This window comes from Mariniflexile sp. HMF6888 (assembly GCF_044335535.1).
Taxonomy (GTDB): Bacteria; Bacteroidota; Bacteroidia; order Flavobacteriales; family Flavobacteriaceae; genus Mariniflexile.
The window spans coordinates 203,059-219,257 of record NZ_JBIQVZ010000001.1; the positions used below are offsets into that span (position 1 = coordinate 203,059).

The following is a 16,199-nucleotide window of genomic DNA, read 5'->3' on the forward strand; positions in this document are numbered from 1 at the left end:
TTGATTGAAGCGAAAAAGTCAAGACAAGTTCCATATCATTCTTCGTTCTTCCGACTAAAAAAATTATCTTTGGTCAAACTTATTTTTTAAATGAACGACAACCTTATTCTAATTTTCGCCATTCTAATTTCCGGAAGCATTGGTGCCTATATTGGTATGACCATTACTAAATTGAAAAGTAAAAGCGAACAAAGTACTTTGGAAGAACGCCAAAACCAAATGGCGAACACCATAAATGAGTTGAAGCAAAATCTTAATAAAATTGAAGCAGAACGCGATGCCATAAGAACCGAAAAGGAGTTTTTAAATGCCGAATTAATAAGACGGAATACCGAATACGAAAACCTCTATCAACTTAATTTAAAGCGTGATGAAGAGTTAGAAAAGCGCCAAGAGGAATTGCGTAAAGACTTTGAATTGTTGGCAACTAAAATATTGGATGAAAAATCAGAGAAATTCACCCTTCAGAATAAGGAAAACATTAAAAACATTTTAAATCCGTTACAAGAAAAAATTAAAACCTTTGAAGAAAAAGTAGATTCAACCCAAAAGGAAAGTATCAGTATGCATTCGGCTTTAAAAGAGCAATTGTTGGGTTTAAAAGATCTTAACCAACAAATGACCAAAGAAGCCACCAACCTTACCCGTGCCTTAAAAGGTGACAGTAAAATGCAAGGCAATTGGGGCGAATTGGTTTTAGAACGTGTTCTGGAAAAGTCTGGCTTAGAAAAAGACAGAGAATATTTTGTACAACAAAGTTTTACGCTGCCAGATGGCTCTCGGGTTTTGCCTGATGTTGTTTTACACCTGCCGGATGGTAAAAAAATGGTTATCGATTCTAAAGTGTCTTTAACCGATTATGAACGTTTGGTGAATGCCGATGATGATGACAAAGCACAATTTTTAAAAGCCCATGTGAATTCGGTTAAAAAACACATTGATCAACTTTCAGAAAAAAACTACCAAGACTTATACGATATAGAATCACCGGATTTTGTTTTAATGTTTATCCCTATTGAACCTGCTTTTGCAGTGATTGTTAATGAGGACAACAGTATTTACAATAAAGCCTTCGAGAAAAACATTGTTATTGTAACACCTTCTACCCTTTTGGCAACCTTGCGTACTATTGACAGTATGTGGAACAACGAAAAACAGCAACAAAACGCCATTGAAATTGCACGTCAAGCAGGTGCTTTGTATGATAAATTTGAAGGTTTAGTCTCAGATTTAACGGGGGTTGGTAAAAAAATTGATGCGGCTAAAAGTGATTATTCCGCAGCTATGAACAAATTGGTTGATGGTAAAGGGAATTTAATATCGAGTGTTGAACGTCTTAAAAAAATGGGAGCTAAAGCTAAAAAAGCATTGCCAGAAGCCATTATTAAGCGTGCTGAAGAAGATTAAGATTTCCACCCCATACCACTTATTTAAGCGATATATTTGTTTATCATGTAATTAAATGATATATTTGTTTATCACTTAATTGAATGATATATTTAAATATCACGTAATTGTGTGATATTTTAAATTTCAATTGAATGACAAGCGTTATAACGGGAGATATTATAAACTCTAGAAAACAAAAAGAGCCTGAAGTGTGGATGACCACCTTAAAAAAGGTATTATCGAGCTTAAGTGCTGAAACCAAATATTGGGAAATATACAGAGGTGACAGTTTTCAAATAGAAATAAGAGATTATCATGCTAGTTTTATGGCTGCTATTTATATAAAAGCCGCTATTAAAATGATTAAAGGTTTAGATGTTCGATTGGCGATTGGCATTGGCAATAAAACGTATGAAGGCAATGACGTTACAGAATCTAATGGCGAAGCTTTTGTGTTTTCGGGAGAAATTATGGAAACTTTGAAAAAGGAAAAACAGAATTTGCGAATCAAAACCAATAACAACGAAATCAACAAAGAATTAAATTTATATTTTAGATTCGCATTAATCACCATGGATAGTTGGAGTGTTAATTCGGCTGAAATCGTGAAATTAAGCATAGAAAACCCGAAGGCGTTACAAAGCGAATTAGGAAAACTGATAGGCATTAACCAAAATGCAATAAGCAATCGTCAAAAACGTGCCCATTTAGAAGAAATTTTAGAGTTAGACCACATGTACAGACATAAAATGAATTCATTATGATCCTTTTAACAAAACTTTTGTTAGCACATATTATTGGTGATTTTTTTCTTCAACCTAAAAAATGGGTCAAAGAAAAAGAACAGAAAAAGCTAAAGTCGGATAAGCTATATCTGCATGTTTTAATTCATGTTATTTTAACCAGTATTTTTCTTTGGGATATTTCTTTATGGCCTATAGTTGTAACCATTGGCATCACACATTTAATTATTGATGCTGCAAAACTTTTAATTCAAAAGAAAAAAACAAAACGTTTATTCTTTTTTATAGATCAGCTACTTCATATTATAGTTATTTTCTTGTGCTATTATCTTTATACCGAAAGCCTATTCAACCAAAATGATATAGTAACAGAAAACAGTCTACTATTATTGGTTTGCTTATTATTCTTAACCATTCCCGTTTCTATTATCATGAAAATTATTTTTGCGAAATGGGACATAGAAAAGCTAACAAAAGACAACCAATCGTTAGAAGATGCTGGCAAATATATTGGTATTTTGGAACGTATTTTAGTTTTTATTTTCATCATATTTAACCATTGGGAAGCCGTTGGTTTTTTAATAACTGCAAAATCTGTTTTTAGGTTTGGAGACTTAAAAAAGTCTAAGCACCGAAAACTTACAGAATACATTTTAATAGGCACACTCATTAGTTTTGGTATTGCCATCATTACAGGAATTATATACACTTATATTATTACATATGTTTAAAACCACCGAAGAATCACAAGTAACCATAACCCAACTCATGCTGCCATCACATTCCAATTTTAGTGGAAAAATTCATGGTGGTTTTATACTAAGCCTTATGGATCAAATCGCCTTTGCTTGTGCTTCTAGACATTCCAGAAATTATTGCGTAACCGCATCGGTAAATAAAGTCGATTTTTTAAATCCTATAGAAGTTGGCGAACTAATAACACTTAAAGCCTCGGTTAATTACACCGGTAGAACCTCTATGGTTATTGGTGTACGCGTAGAATCTGAAAACATTCAAACCGGCGAAAAAAAACATTGCAACTCGTCTTATTTCACCATGGTTGCTAAAGATGAAAACGGAAAAAATGTCCCTGTTCCAGGAATTATTTTAGATACTAAAAATAAAGTAAGGCGCTTTGCCAGAAGTATTGCCAGACAAGAACAAGCAAAAAATAGAACTACGGCGTTTAGAACTTCAGAATTTAAAATGGAGCTGTATTTAGATTCTTTAAAAGATCAAAATGCTAAAATAGATTTGATTGAAAGTTAAGAGACTGTCTAAAACTATTTTTAAAAATCTATTCTTAAAACTGCATTAGGGGTTAAACCCAAAGAGCGCTGGTTGGTTTCATTAACCGCTTCATTATTTATTTTATAAAATCGGTTTATCTGATTTTCCCTATCCAAAACATTCCAAAGCGAAACCCCTACATTGGCTTTGGTTTTGTTGGTTAGTTTAAAATCATAAAGAGCAGACATATCTAAGCGTACATAGTCTTCTAAATTCGAAGCATTAACAGCTTCATAATTCACTTCACCATTTACAATGTCATTACCGGTAACTGGTAAAGTTGTGGGTTTTCCAGAATGCCAATTTAATCCAGCCGATAGTTTTAAACGTGTTAAACTATATGTCATTCCTAAAGTAGCAGTATGTTTAATATGGTAGTTACTTGGAAAATAATTCGGCAACAAGTCTTTAAATTGGTATTCATTGTGCATATATGCATAGCATATCCAAGTACTAAACGTATTGATATGTTTTCGAAATAACACATCTACCCCACTTATACGGTTAGTTCCGGTACTTTTAGAAAATTCAAATTGATTTTGAAACCCTTGGCTTTGCGCTGTAATGCCTTCAACATGCTTAACATATCCTTCTATATTAAATAACCACCCTCTATGGCTATAGTTTAAACCCAGTGATGCCTGTTTACTTGTAATAACAGGAATGTCTTTATTATTTGATAGTTGCCACCGACGCTTTTCAATACCTAAAAAATCATTTTGGAAGTTAATAACTTGTGAGGTATTTTGATGCTTAAACTCGCCTAAAACCTCAACGGTGAAAAAGTCTAAAAAACGCTGGCTAAAACTCAATCGTGGTTCCCAAATAGACTTACTGAATTTTTCAATGAAATTATATCTAATACCAAAATTCAAACTTGAATTTCCGCTTTTTGACTTATAACCCAATTGAGAGAAAGCACCATGTGTTCTAACCACTTCTGAAACCAAAAGCCTAAACAATGGCGTGTCTACATCATCTAAATTGGTAACTTCGGTTTCCACAAAATGATAACCCCCCAATAAATGTAAAACCTCACTAAATCTATAATTGCTTTTTAACTTCAAACTGGTTTCAGACACGATATTTTCTTGTAAAAAACGTTGGGAATCTAGTATATTAACATTTACAGCTTTAAGTTTATAATCGGTTTCATAAGCTTCAAATGTCGTTTGTAATTTGTCGTTCCAAGTTCTGTTATAATGTACTGCTCCTGCAATACTATTTTGGGTTAAATTACTTTCCTTAGATTCTTCTTTGTCATTTACAAATGCGTTTTCATTAAACTGAAGTTCGTTATATACGTTAATAAAATTAACCCGCAATTCGTCTTTGTCGCTTATTTTATAGATCCAACGCAAAGAAGTATCGTAAAAATCAAATGTTTTATCTGTATTGGTAATGGTTGTCGTATTACTGGAAACCTCCGTATTTTGGGAAATTCTGTCAAAAAAGGCTATGTAAGTTGGCGTTTCAATAAAATCACTAATCGATTTTCTTGCAGCCACTTGTATAGAAGATGCATTATTACCAATGGGAACATCAACAAAAGCATTGGCATCGGTTAAATTAACACCTACAGTTGCGTTAAATTTGTTGTTAACCGATTGATTGGTTTGCATTGAAATAGTACCGGAAACACCATCGGTATAACTCACATCACTCCCATTCTTTCTCAATGAAACCTTTTGGGTAATTTGGGGGTTATACATCGAAATCAATCCAAAAAAATGACCAGATTGGTACATTTTAATATCATCCCAAAGAATCAAGTTCTGGTCGTGTGTACCACCTCGAATATTAATATTTGAAACGGTCTCGTTAATACTTTGAATACCCGGAAATGCCTGAACAGATTGTAAGACATCGTTATCAATTAATCCCGGAAGGATGTCAAAATCAGAAAAATTTATTTCATAAGAGCCATTGTTAATCTTATTTATACCACTTGAGATATAATTTGAAACAACAACTTCCGATAGTGATTGAAAGTTTGGAAACAAAAAAATATCTTCACAACCTGATTTTGAAAATTGATTATATGATTTGACAATGGTTTTATAACCTATAAACCGAATGGTAATGGGATATGTTATATTTTCAACGTTAATTTGAAAAAACCCATTTTCATCTGTTGTGGTCGAATTATTTAAAGTTTGAACGGTTGCCGATGCTAAGGGTTGTAAATTATCTTTATCTTTTATATAGCCACAAAAAACCATAGCTTCCCCAGGTTTAACAAGAATAATGCTATCACTCATCATCGAAAACGATAACCCTGTTTGGGTTTCTAGATAAGTTATAGCTTCGTTTAACGATAAACTTGTATCTGGAGGAATAAGGAAAATAGCTTCAATAGTATCTTCAGCATAATTAAACTGAACATGGTATTGTGCTTCCAATACATTTATAACATGAACTAACGATTCTTGCTTATTGGTATTTTGAGCATAACTACTAAAAGACACAAAAAGCAAAAAGCAAAAAAAAATGGATGTTTTTTTAATTCTCCTTTCCATGAATTATTACCAGGTTTGAAGAACTCAATTCATAGGTCATATTCATAGGCAGCGTTATGGCAATAAGAGCATTTTCAAGATTATTATGTACAAACTCTCCTGTAAACAATCTATTAATATTTATATTTTTAAAAGTAACTTGTATGTTATATTGCCGTTCCAGCTCTGAAAGCACTTCTTTTATTGGAATCGCTTCAAACTCACTCCTGTTTTCTCTCCATTTTGGAGCAGATGCCACTATTTTACCTTGGGTAAATTTACCATTTAAAATTTGATATACGTCACCTGCCAATAACTTTCTGGTGATAGTATCTGAAGTTACTCTTACAATACCTTCAAAACATCTGACTTCAAAATAATTTTCACGTTGTTTTACATTAAACTGTGTACCTAAAACTGTTACAGTTCCGCTTTTGGTTTGAACATCAAAGATTTTTCCTTTGGCAACCATAAAAAAAGCTTCTCCATCGAGCTTTAAAAATCTGTTTTCATCCCAATTTTTAGTATTAAATTCAATTGAAGACAGGGCGTTTAACTCTACTTTAGAATGGTCTGGAAGCTCAATAACAGATTTCTCGCCAGCTAAGGTTTCTACATGAGTGGATGTGTTTGAAAAAAAAGTGAAATAAATACCTAACCCAATAACAACAGCACTCGCTATTTTAAGCAACAAACTAAACCCATTTAATTTTTTAACAGGTACTTTAGACGATTTATACTGTGTCTTAAAGGTATTAAAATCATCCGATTTAGAGAAATGTGATGCTTTAAAATATTCTGCATTTTCAATAATATATTCGTTTGACCGAGCATCATCCAACTTACTGAACATGTCTTTTTCAGCATCGTTAAGCTCATCTTTTAACCATTTTTCCACTAAATAATCTTTGTCCATCTATCCTTAACTTTAATATATAACAACTTCAAACTAAATTCTCCTGATTATTTTATTTTAAATCCTTCCAATTCTTTCTTCAACGTATTGAAGGCACTATAAATCCTATATTCTACTACTTTTTGGGTAACTCCCAAAAGTTCGGCAATTTCGCTATGCTTTTTTCCTTCTGCTTTATTCAATAGAAAAGCAACGCGTTGTTCTTCATTTAAATTTTCTAATACCTTTTGATATCGTTGTAAAAATTGCTCTTTTTCTAAAATAAATTCTGGCGACTCGTTAGTATAATCCTTTGGCTTTTCTTGATGGTATTTTAATACTACTTTTTGATGCTTTATCTCGTTTAACATCATATTGTTTGCAACGGTAAACAAAAAAGATTTGGCTTTACTTAAAGTGACATTTTTGCAATTATCCCATAATTTAATAAAGGCATCTTGCGCAACATCATTAGGGTTTATTTGTGATCCGTACTTATAATATAAAAAATTGAGTAAATCTTGTGAGTATTTGTTATAAACACGCTCAAAAATTTTGTCTTCACAAATATGGTCGTTAAGTTCTTTTGGCAAAGTATTTAATTTAGTGCTTAAAGTTATATAAAAAATTCATCAGTGTCCGATTAAGATAATTTTAAAGTTCGTTGCAAATGGGTTAAAAAGCATTTTTTATCAATGAACTCCTTTAAACTTTTTATTTTATTTACACGCTAAGCCACTAAGTCGCAAAGATTTTAATCATTTAGCGTATTTATTTGCCCCTTTGCGCCTTCGCGCCTTTGCGAGAGATTTAAAGCTTTATACGAAAAATTTAAAGCCTTATTAAAAAAATTCTTCAGTGTCCGATTGAGGTAATTTTAAGTTCGTAGCAAATCGATTTAAAAAGTATTTCTTATTAATGAACTCCTTTAAACCTTTTATTTTATTTGCACGCCAAGCCGCTAAGTCGCAAAGATTTTAATCATTCAACGTATTTCTTTGTGCCTTTGCGCCTTTGCGAGAGATTTAAAACCTTAAAAATATTTTTGAAAAATTAATCCGCCAACAATGAAAAAATTTATTAAAAAGTTTCAGGAGTTTTATATTCCTAGTTGTTTAATTAATAAAAGCCTCGTTAAGGCGACCAAATTATGAAAACAATAGCTCGAAAAGTTATCTTTTGTATCTTTATAATGGTATTGACACTAACAACTTCTTGCAGGTCCGAGGAAACGGAATTTATAAAAGCACCAGAAGATGAAGTTTTGGTTGCCAATTCACCAGTTGCCAGTTTAATACAAAAAACGTCTATCAACGATGGTTCTAATGACAACATCATCTATAATGCCAATTGCTTTAATATAAAACTACCTATAACCGTAAATGTCAATGGAAATACCATAATTATTAATTCTGAAGAAGATTATAAAATTATTGAATATCTTTTTGATGAAGACGATGATGATGTTGATACGATATCCATTTCTTTTCCAATCACCATAATTCTTAGCGATTTTACGAATGTAACAATCAACAATTATACAGAGCTATATAACTATTCCAGTACTTGTAATGGGGAAAATGAAATCGATGACGATATAGAATGCTTAGATTTTTACTATCCCATTACGGCTTCTTTATACAACTCAAACAACGAAATCATAGATAGCATTACCATAACTTCCGATGCCCAGTTATATGGGTTTATCAAAAATTTAAGTAGCTCAGATTTTGTTGCTATTACATTCCCCATTAAGGTAAAGCTTTATGATGGTACCGAATTAACTATTAACAATCTAGTTGAATTAAAAAACCTTATAGAAACTTATGACAATAATTGTGATGAAGATGATGATTACGATTATAATGACGATGATTGTAATGACTGCAACCAAGACCAATTACTTGATGTTTTGACCAACTGCTCGGGCTGGGAAGTTGATAGATTAAAACGTTACGGTAACGATTATGATAATTACTATGATGGCTATACCTTCAACTTTTACCCTAATGGCACACTTTCAGTTTATTGGGACGGTATCACGGCATACGGCACTTGGGTGGCTTCTGGGGAAGGTAACAATATGGTAGTAACCGTAAATGTCCCAGGACTGGATTATTGTAATAATGATTGGGTTTTACATGAAATATCCAAATATACCGAAACCAAAATTGATTTAAGAGTTGGAGATAATGACAGGTTAAGATATGCTAAAAGCTGTAATTAAAGTACTTATAAAGAAACTAAAGAATTTTTAAATATTTAATAAAAAATAATAGCTAGTAGAAATGCCTAATGAAAAAGAAAAGTTTCATTTTCAAATGTTATTTTTAAGTGTTAAAACATTTGATTACTAGCAAAACTGCTTCAGTTTAACAGCTGAAGCAGTTTAAAAAACGAAAAGTTATGAAAAAATGGGTCATATTAATATTGCTATGTATTGTCATTGTTATTATAGGTTACAGATACGTTTATCAAGACCATCGGGATATAGCAACGGAGACATCCATATATAAACTTACTGCATCGGATATTTCGAATGAATTTGCAATTAACCCCTTGTCATCAGAAAATAAATATTTGAATAAAACTATTGAAGTGAGTGGCAGTATTTCTGATAAAAACCCAAAAAGCATCACTATAGAGGACAAAGTGTTTTGTCAATTTTCAAATGAAATCCAAACGACTTTAAATACTGACCAAATCAAAATTAAAGGTCGTTTCATTGGTTATGATGATTTGTTGGAACAAGTGAAACTAGACCAATGCACCATTATTGATTAATCAAAAAAATAATAAACCAATAAAACAAATACTGAATATGAGAATTTTAATCTTCATTTTAACCCTTTTTCCATTATCCACTATTGCTCAAGATGATTTGCTAAGCGAAATTGATACAGATTCCACATGGGCAAACTATACAGATGCTACTTTTAAAGGACTAAAAATCGTTAATTTTGAGTCAACAAAATTAGTAGCAAAAAACCAATTTACATTTATTGTATCACATAGATTTGGTAGCATTGAAAATGGAATTGACACTTTTTTTGGATTGGATGATGCTGTAACACGACTCAATTTTGTTTATGGTATATCCGATGGTTTCAATGTTGGGGTTTCTAGATCGTCTTTCAATAAAACCTACCAAGCATCAATAAAGTACCGTTTGTTAAGACAAATTAAAAACGGGTTTCCATTTACCGTTGTAGGCCATAACGAAGTTTTCATTAATACTGGCTTAGAAAAAGACAACTTACCTCTTTTAGAATTTAAACACCGTTTAAGCTATACAAGTCAATTATTGATTTCAAGAAAAATAAACACCAATTTATCAGTAGAATTGGCCCCTACTTATCTCCATGAGAACCTAACTTCTAGCATTTATAATAATGATATAAAAGTAGGCGAACAAGACAATTCACAATTCGCTTTAGGACTTGGAGGTCGTTATAAAATTAGTAAACGATGGTCTATAAATGCCGATTACGGTTGGCATTTGAATCGAGATAAAAACTCGCCTTTTAAAAACCCATTATCCATAGGCTTTGACCTAGAAACTGGCGGGCATGTATTCCAAATGCATTTTACTAATTCCCAAGGCATGAATACAAACACCTTTTTAGGTCAAGCAACTGGAGATTGGGCAGATGGCAACATTTACTTTGGGTTCAATTTAAGTAGAACCTTTTAACATATAGTAAACTCGAATCGTATTAATTAACAATTAAATAATTAAGCTATGAATTTCAAAAAATTAATTTATCTCCCAGTAATTTCCCTCTTAATGGTTAATTGCTCTAGTGATAGCACTGATGATTTATCACCAAACCCTGACCCTAATCCTGACCCAACTACAGTTACCTATAATGACCATATAAAAAGCATTATAACTAATAATTGTACGTCGTGTCATGGAAGTACACCTACAAATGGAGCACCCATGTCTTTAACAACATATAGTCAAGTAAAAAGTGCTGTAGAAACTAGAGGATTAATTACAAGAATAAATAGCACATCAAACCCAATGCCCCCATCACCTAACAGTCCTTTATCAAACGCTGACAAAAATCTTATCCAACAATGGAAAGATGGCGGTTTTCTAGAAAACTAAAATAAAAGAGTCAGTCTAAAAAATCTCGTTCTATGTCATCTTGAGCTTGTCGAATTATTTTAACTCACTGGTAATTGATATCGGTTTTGACAAGCTCAACCTGACAAATTAAATTTAAAGAACTTCTTAGACAGGCCTAGTTATAATCATCAAAATAAAGAAAATGAAAAAATTAATTTACATTATTGTGTTAATAAGCTTTAATACATTTTCCCAGGCTAAATTCATAACTAAATCGGGGATTGTCAATTTTGAAGCTTCGGTACCTTCTTTTGAAGAAGTAGCTGCTAAAAACAATTCTGCAACCGCTATTTTAAATACTGAGAATGGGGAATTTGCTGCATTGGTTTTGGTTAAAGGATTCCGCTTTAAAAATGCCCTAATGGAAGAGCATTTCAACGAAAACTATGCTGAATCTGACAAATTTCCAAAGGCTACCTTTAAAGGAAAAATAGATGGTTTTTTAATAAATAAACTTTCCGATAAACCAAGCGTATTTTATCTTAGCGGGTCTCTCACTTTCCACGGAAAAACTAAAACTCTTGAAAAGGTAGCTGTAAACATCTCCAAAAAAGAAGACCAAATAAACATTACTGGTCATTTTACAGAAAAGGCTTCTAGTTTTGATATTAAAATCCCAAAAATAGTACGTTCCAAAATTGCCAATGATATTGAAGTAACATTCGAATTTTTTCTCAAATCAAAATAGTATGCTTAAATTGTTTGTTTAAATTGAATTGAATGAATGCTCTAAAAACCTTATTGTATTTTTCCATTTTTAAATATCCATTAAAACGGGACGAAATATTTTCATTCTCTAATTTAAAAAACAAGGTTCTTTTGGATGAAGAACTGTCTCTACTTCTGGAAAAAAAAGCCATATACAAAATAAACGACTATTATTTATGTGAAAACGAAGATCTTCATGTCGAAAGAAGGATACTTGGAAATAATATGGCCACCAAAATATTTCCTAAAGCAATAAAAATTTCAAACTTTATTGCCAAATTTCCTTTTGTTGAAGGTGTTGGAATTTCGGGATCATTATCAAAAGGGTATCATGATGAAAAAAGTGATATAGATTTCTTTATTATTACTTCTCAAAAAAGGCTTTGGGTTGCACGCACCATACTAGTTCTTTACAAGAAAATATTCTTACTAAATTCAAAAAAATACTTTTGTGTTAATTATTTTATTGCAAGCAATATGCTTGAGATTGTTGAAAAAAACAGATTTACCGCTACAGAACTCATCACCATGATACCAATGTGTGGCAAAGATGTTTTTCAATCTTTTTATACGGAAAACCGATGGGTGGAAAATTATTTTTCTAATTATATAAAAAAAGATTATCAAATCAATACCGTTAAAAAAAACTTTTTAGTTAAACTTACTGAATATCTGTTAAAAAATGATTTTGGAGATTATATGGATATTTGGTTTATGAAATTTACCTATAAAAAATGGAAAAGTAAATTTAAAAACTTAGACAAAGCTAGTTTTGACATAGCCATGAAATCCACAAAAAATGTGTCGAAACACCATCCACAAAATTTTCAAAAAAAAGTTATTGATACTTTAAACGAAAAGTATTCTAAAGTTAAAAAAATTCATAATATCACTTTAGAACATGAACATGCTTGATGTTGTATTCTCACACTCATACTATTATAAATTCGACCCTAAACAGTGGAAGAACAAAACACCATACCCGCCGTTAGGCACACTATACGCAGCATCATTTCTTAGAGAAAATGGTTATAAAGTTGGTCTTTTTGACACAAATCTTTTAGACAATCCGCAATCAATTAAACCATTTTTAGAAACACATAAACCAAAAATTTTTGTCATTTATGATGATGGGTTCAATTACCTCACGAAAATGTGTTTAACCACCATGCGTGAGGCAGCTTTTAAAATGATCGAAATAGCAAAAAAGCTGAATTGCACCGTAATTGTTTGTAGTTCTGATGCTACAGATCATTATGAAAAATACATTGGGTCTGGAGCCGATTTTGTAATAAAGGGAGAGGGCGAAATAACCATAAAGGAACTTATTGATGCAAAAATGAGCAATACAGATGTTTCCAATATAAAGGGCATTTGTTTTTTAAAAGACGATGAGTTTGTCATGACGCCTAGTCGAAGTGTCGTAAAGAACTTGGACGAATTTACATTACCAGCTTGGGATTTAGTAGATATGGATGCATACAAAACCATCTGGAAACAAGGTGGCAACACATTTACTTTAAATATTGCTACCACTAGAGGTTGCCCTTATAAATGTAATTGGTGTGCAAAACCCATTTATGGCAATCGGTATAACTCCCATTCGCCGGAATACATTGTAAAACACATTGAATATTTGGTTAAAACATATCAGGTTTCACGTTTTTGGATGTGCGATGATATTTTTGGATTGAAACCCAATTGGGTTCAAGAATTCAATCTAGAATTAAAGAAAAAAAACATCAAAATTAAATATTTTATTCAAAGTCGTGTTGATTTATTATTGAAAGAAGATACTATTGATGTTTTAGCCGAATCTGGGTTGGAAGAAGTTTGGGTTGGTGCTGAGAGCGCTTCTCAAAAAATTTTGGATGCTATGGATAAAGGCACCAAAGTTGAGGAAATATACCAAGCAACTCGATTATTAAAAGAAAAAAACATTAAAGTCGCTTTCTTTTTACAATTTGGTTATCTAACAGAAAATCAAAATGACATTCAGAAAACAATACAAATGGTAAAAGAATTATTACCAGATAATATAGGTATTTCAGTATCATATCCTTTACCTGGAACCCAATTTTATGAAAAAGTAAAAGATGATTTAAAACTAAAAGCCAACTGGAAAGATTCGGACGATTTAGACATGATGTTTCAAGGAACCTATTCATCAAATTATTACAGAAAATTGCAACGTTTTGTTCATAAAGAATATAGAAAAAGCCAAGGAATTCATAATTTAAAACAACTTTTTCATTCAAAACCATCTGTCATGAAATTGAAATCCATTGTAAAATTGGGTTATTATATTCCTAGTAGTTTTGTAGATAATTTGAAATTGAAAGCGTTGAGTACCTTTCAAAATTCAAAACTTTGACAATGCTCAAAAACCTTCAAGATGAAAGCTAGTTTTGATGTAGCAGCAAATACGTATGATCAATCTTTTACAAATACAAAGATTGGCAGGCTTCAACGCAATTTAGTTTACCAATTACTCTCAAAACATTTACATCAAATAAAAGATATTCTTGAAATCAATTGTGGAACTGGTGAAGATGCTATTTGGTTAGCCAAACAAAACTTCAATGTATTGGCCACTGATATTTCTAAAAAAATGATTGCCATCGGAAAAACAAAAAATCAATATCATCACTTAACTTTTGCACAATTAGACATTAATCTAATTTCTGACAAAAAAGAGATTGGAACGTTTGATATGGTTTTCTCCAATTTTGGTGGGCTAAACTGCTTAACTAAAACTGAACTAGAACTTTTCTTCAACAGTATTACCAATAATCTTAATAAAAAAGGCAAATTAGCCTTGGTAATCATGCCTAAAAACACGACTTGGGAACAATTTTACTTCCTTTTAAAAGGAAAATTTTCCAAAGCCTTTATACGAAAAAAAGAAGTTGCAATAGCTAATGTAGATGGAGAAAATGTACCAACCTATTATTATAATCCAAAAGATATTATAAATTTAGCTAAAACAAGTTTTAATATTCTAGAAAGCAAACCCATTGGCTTTTTTATTCCACCCTCCTATTTAGAACCCTTTTTTAAAAATAAAACAGGTCTTTTAAATTTTTTAAATCATTTGGAAAACAGAATCAAAAACTGGTCTTTACTTTCAAAATATGCCGATCATTATATGATAATCTTAGAAAAAAAATGAGTGTTTTATTTACGCATGCTTATTATTTATCTGATGATCCTAAGGAGCAAAAGATAATGAAACCCTATCCACCATTAGGGTTGTTGTATGTGTCTGCTTATTTATTAAATAAACATATTCCAAATGATGTGTTTGATAGCACTTTTTCAAATCAAGAAGAACAACTACAATTCATTTTAGACAAGAGACCAAAAATAGTTTGTATTTACACTAATCTAATGACTAAGATTGAAGTTATCAAATTAATTAAAGTCTTAAAAACGGAAAAATATAAGCATCCAAAAATTGTGCTTGGTGGTCCAGATGTTTCTTATAATGTTGAAAATTACTTAAACGCTGGTGCTGATTTTTTAGTCATTGGTGAAGGAGAAGAAACCACTTTTGAATTGTACAAGGCAATATTAAATAATCAAAACTATAACGAAGTAAACGGCATTGCTTTTTTAGAAAATGAAAAAGTGGTTCAAACCAAAGCGCGAACAAAATTTAGAGAACTCGACGCATTACCATTGCCCAATAGAGGAGCTATCAACATGCAAAAATACTTGGACACTTGGAAAAACAATCACGGACAAAGTTCGATGACTATTTCCACACAACGTGGCTGTCCTTATACCTGTAAATGGTGCAGTACAGCTGTTTATGGACAAAGTTATAGAAGAAGACCCGCAGAACAAGTAGCCGCTGAAATGAAGCTGCTAAAAGAACAATACAACCCAGATGCTATATGGTTTGTAGATGATGTCTTTACGGTAAGTCATAAATGGTTATTAGCTTTTAAAGAAGAGGTTTTAAACCAGGAAGCAGTTATTCCATTTGAATGCATTACCAGAGCGGAACGTCTAAATGATGATATTCTAAAGTTACTAAAAGACGTTGGCTGTTTTAGAATTTGGATTGGAGCAGAAAGTGGTTCCCAAAAAATAATTGATTTAATGGACAGACGTGTTGATGTTAACGTGGTTAAAAAAGCTATCCAGAAAACGAATCAATTAGGAATTGAAACTGGGACTTTTATTATGTTAGGTTATCCTGGAGAAACAGAAAAAGACATCTCAGAAACGATACAGTATTTAAAAGATGCTAACCCTACACACTATACCATAACCATCGCATATCCTATAAAAGGAACAAGCTTGTATAATGACATTGAAGACAAGATAACAATGGCTCCAGATTGGGAAACCTCTACTGACAGGGATATTGATTTTAAGAGAACTTATTCTCGAAAATATTATGATTATGCAGTTTCTAAAGTAGTAAACGAAGTAGAATTTTATAAAAAAAGAAAAAACAACTTAACGGCTGCACTGAAGCATAAAACAAAAGCGGTTTTAGCAAGTGGATTGATGGTTTTAAATAGATAAAA

Annotated in this window: 16 protein-coding genes; 13 read left to right on the forward strand and 3 right to left on the reverse strand. The window is 31.8% G+C overall.

The features are described 5' to 3' along the window. Nucleotides 1-90: 90 nt before the first annotated feature. From rmuC to ACGLWY_RS01020, 4 genes are all read left to right on the forward strand, one after another. Complete coding sequence (gene rmuC, locus ACGLWY_RS01005; protein WP_396617828.1) at nt 91-1,407, forward strand: DNA recombination protein RmuC; 1,317 nt, start codon at nt 91-93, stop codon at nt 1,405-1,407. A 134-nt stretch (nt 1,408-1,541) separates the two neighbouring features. After that, on the forward strand, nt 1,542-2,153 hold the full coding sequence (locus ACGLWY_RS01010; protein WP_396617829.1) for a transcriptional regulator: 612 nt from the start codon (nt 1,542-1,544) through the stop codon (nt 2,151-2,153). Further along, complete coding sequence (locus ACGLWY_RS01015) at nt 2,150-2,863, forward strand: DUF3307 domain-containing protein (protein WP_396617830.1); 714 nt, start codon at nt 2,150-2,152, stop codon at nt 2,861-2,863. The genes ACGLWY_RS01010 and ACGLWY_RS01015 overlap by 4 nt, the downstream gene beginning before the upstream one ends. After that, nucleotides 2,856-3,401 (forward strand): acyl-CoA thioesterase, encoded by a 546-nt coding sequence (locus tag ACGLWY_RS01020; protein ID WP_117172338.1) that lies wholly within the window; start codon nt 2,856-2,858, stop codon nt 3,399-3,401. The genes ACGLWY_RS01015 and ACGLWY_RS01020 overlap by 8 nt, the downstream gene beginning before the upstream one ends. Nucleotides 3,402-3,421: 20 nt before the next feature. Here ACGLWY_RS01020 and ACGLWY_RS01025 read toward each other — a convergent pair whose 3' ends face one another. Genes ACGLWY_RS01025 through ACGLWY_RS01035 form a run of 3 tightly spaced genes read right to left on the reverse strand, consistent with a single transcriptional unit; the run spans nt 3,422 to nt 7,408 of the window. After that, nucleotides 3,422-5,941 (reverse strand): carboxypeptidase-like regulatory domain-containing protein, encoded by a 2,520-nt coding sequence (locus ACGLWY_RS01025; RefSeq protein ID WP_396617831.1) that lies wholly within the window; start codon nt 5,939-5,941, stop codon nt 3,422-3,424. Next, nucleotides 5,925-6,836, reverse strand: coding sequence for a FecR family protein (locus ACGLWY_RS01030; RefSeq protein ID WP_396617832.1), 912 nt, complete (start codon nt 6,834-6,836; stop codon nt 5,925-5,927). The genes ACGLWY_RS01025 and ACGLWY_RS01030 overlap by 17 nt, the downstream gene beginning before the upstream one ends. A 47-nt stretch (nt 6,837-6,883) precedes the next feature. Then, entirely contained in the window at nt 6,884-7,408 is a 525-nt protein-coding gene (locus ACGLWY_RS01035; RefSeq protein WP_396617833.1) for an RNA polymerase sigma factor, read from the reverse strand. A 557-nt stretch (nt 7,409-7,965) separates the two neighbouring features. Here ACGLWY_RS01035 and ACGLWY_RS01040 point away from each other — a divergent pair. The 9 genes from ACGLWY_RS01040 (at nt 7,966) to ACGLWY_RS01080 (ending at nt 16,197) form a co-directional block, all read left to right on the forward strand. Then, complete coding sequence (locus tag ACGLWY_RS01040) at nt 7,966-9,042, forward strand: hypothetical protein (RefSeq protein WP_396617834.1); 1,077 nt, start codon at nt 7,966-7,968, stop codon at nt 9,040-9,042. A gap of 179 nt (nt 9,043-9,221) precedes the next feature. Beyond that, nucleotides 9,222-9,599, forward strand: a complete 378-nt coding sequence (locus ACGLWY_RS01045) for a hypothetical protein (protein ID WP_396617835.1) — start codon at nt 9,222-9,224, stop codon at nt 9,597-9,599. 37 nt (nt 9,600-9,636) lie between these two features. Continuing rightward, complete coding sequence (locus tag ACGLWY_RS01050; protein WP_396617836.1) at nt 9,637-10,509, forward strand: DUF5777 family beta-barrel protein; 873 nt, start codon at nt 9,637-9,639, stop codon at nt 10,507-10,509. A gap of 48 nt (nt 10,510-10,557) precedes the next feature. Then, nucleotides 10,558-10,929 (forward strand): hypothetical protein, encoded by a 372-nt coding sequence (locus ACGLWY_RS01055; RefSeq protein ID WP_396617837.1) that lies wholly within the window; start codon nt 10,558-10,560, stop codon nt 10,927-10,929. A 163-nt stretch (nt 10,930-11,092) separates the two neighbouring features. After that, nucleotides 11,093-11,638, forward strand: a complete 546-nt coding sequence (locus ACGLWY_RS01060; protein WP_396617838.1) for a YceI family protein — start codon at nt 11,093-11,095, stop codon at nt 11,636-11,638. A 32-nt stretch (nt 11,639-11,670) separates the two neighbouring features. Beyond that, nucleotides 11,671-12,573 carry a nucleotidyltransferase domain-containing protein gene (locus ACGLWY_RS01065; RefSeq protein WP_396617839.1) on the forward strand — a complete coding sequence of 301 codons (903 nt, stop codon included), beginning with the start codon at nt 11,671-11,673 and terminating at the stop codon, nt 12,571-12,573. Next, nucleotides 12,560-14,032, forward strand: a complete 1,473-nt coding sequence (locus tag ACGLWY_RS01070; RefSeq protein ID WP_396617840.1) for a B12-binding domain-containing radical SAM protein — start codon at nt 12,560-12,562, stop codon at nt 14,030-14,032. Before ACGLWY_RS01065 ends, ACGLWY_RS01070 begins: the two co-directional genes overlap by 14 nt. A 21-nt stretch (nt 14,033-14,053) precedes the next feature. Then, nucleotides 14,054-14,830, forward strand: a complete 777-nt coding sequence (locus ACGLWY_RS01075; RefSeq protein WP_396617841.1) for a class I SAM-dependent DNA methyltransferase — start codon at nt 14,054-14,056, stop codon at nt 14,828-14,830. Further along, the gene (locus ACGLWY_RS01080; RefSeq protein ID WP_396617842.1) at nt 14,827-16,197 is read left to right on the forward strand and encodes a B12-binding domain-containing radical SAM protein; all 1,371 of its coding nucleotides are present in this window, start codon (nt 14,827-14,829) and stop codon (nt 16,195-16,197) included. The genes ACGLWY_RS01075 and ACGLWY_RS01080 overlap by 4 nt, the downstream gene beginning before the upstream one ends. Nucleotides 16,198-16,199: the final 2 nt, after the last annotated feature.

What these genes read in the sequence shown, in the direction of transcription:
- ACGLWY_RS01060 (WP_396617838.1), top strand. Translation starts at nt 11,093, where the DNA reads ATGAAAAAATTAATTTACATTATTGTGTTAATAAGCTTTAATACATTT.
- ACGLWY_RS01030 (WP_396617832.1), bottom strand. Translation starts at nt 6,836, where the DNA reads ATGGACAAAGATTATTTAGTGGAAAAATGGTTAAAAGATGAGCTTAAC.
- ACGLWY_RS01045 (WP_396617835.1), top strand. Translation starts at nt 9,222, where the DNA reads ATGAAAAAATGGGTCATATTAATATTGCTATGTATTGTCATTGTTATT.
- ACGLWY_RS01075 (WP_396617841.1), top strand. Translation starts at nt 14,054, where the DNA reads ATGAAAGCTAGTTTTGATGTAGCAGCAAATACGTATGATCAATCTTTT.
- rmuC (WP_396617828.1), top strand. Translation starts at nt 91, where the DNA reads ATGAACGACAACCTTATTCTAATTTTCGCCATTCTAATTTCCGGAAGC.
- ACGLWY_RS01065 (WP_396617839.1), top strand. Translation starts at nt 11,671, where the DNA reads ATGAATGCTCTAAAAACCTTATTGTATTTTTCCATTTTTAAATATCCA.
- ACGLWY_RS01020 (WP_117172338.1), top strand. Translation starts at nt 2,856, where the DNA reads ATGTTTAAAACCACCGAAGAATCACAAGTAACCATAACCCAACTCATG.
- ACGLWY_RS01015 (WP_396617830.1), top strand. Translation starts at nt 2,150, where the DNA reads ATGATCCTTTTAACAAAACTTTTGTTAGCACATATTATTGGTGATTTT.
- ACGLWY_RS01050 (WP_396617836.1), top strand. Translation starts at nt 9,637, where the DNA reads ATGAGAATTTTAATCTTCATTTTAACCCTTTTTCCATTATCCACTATT.
- ACGLWY_RS01010 (WP_396617829.1), top strand. Translation starts at nt 1,542, where the DNA reads ATGACAAGCGTTATAACGGGAGATATTATAAACTCTAGAAAACAAAAA.
- ACGLWY_RS01070 (WP_396617840.1), top strand. Translation starts at nt 12,560, where the DNA reads ATGAACATGCTTGATGTTGTATTCTCACACTCATACTATTATAAATTC.
- ACGLWY_RS01080 (WP_396617842.1), top strand. Translation starts at nt 14,827, where the DNA reads ATGAGTGTTTTATTTACGCATGCTTATTATTTATCTGATGATCCTAAG.
- ACGLWY_RS01025 (WP_396617831.1), bottom strand. Translation starts at nt 5,941, where the DNA reads ATGGAAAGGAGAATTAAAAAAACATCCATTTTTTTTTGCTTTTTGCTT.
- ACGLWY_RS01055 (WP_396617837.1), top strand. Translation starts at nt 10,558, where the DNA reads ATGAATTTCAAAAAATTAATTTATCTCCCAGTAATTTCCCTCTTAATG.
- ACGLWY_RS01040 (WP_396617834.1), top strand. Translation starts at nt 7,966, where the DNA reads ATGAAAACAATAGCTCGAAAAGTTATCTTTTGTATCTTTATAATGGTA.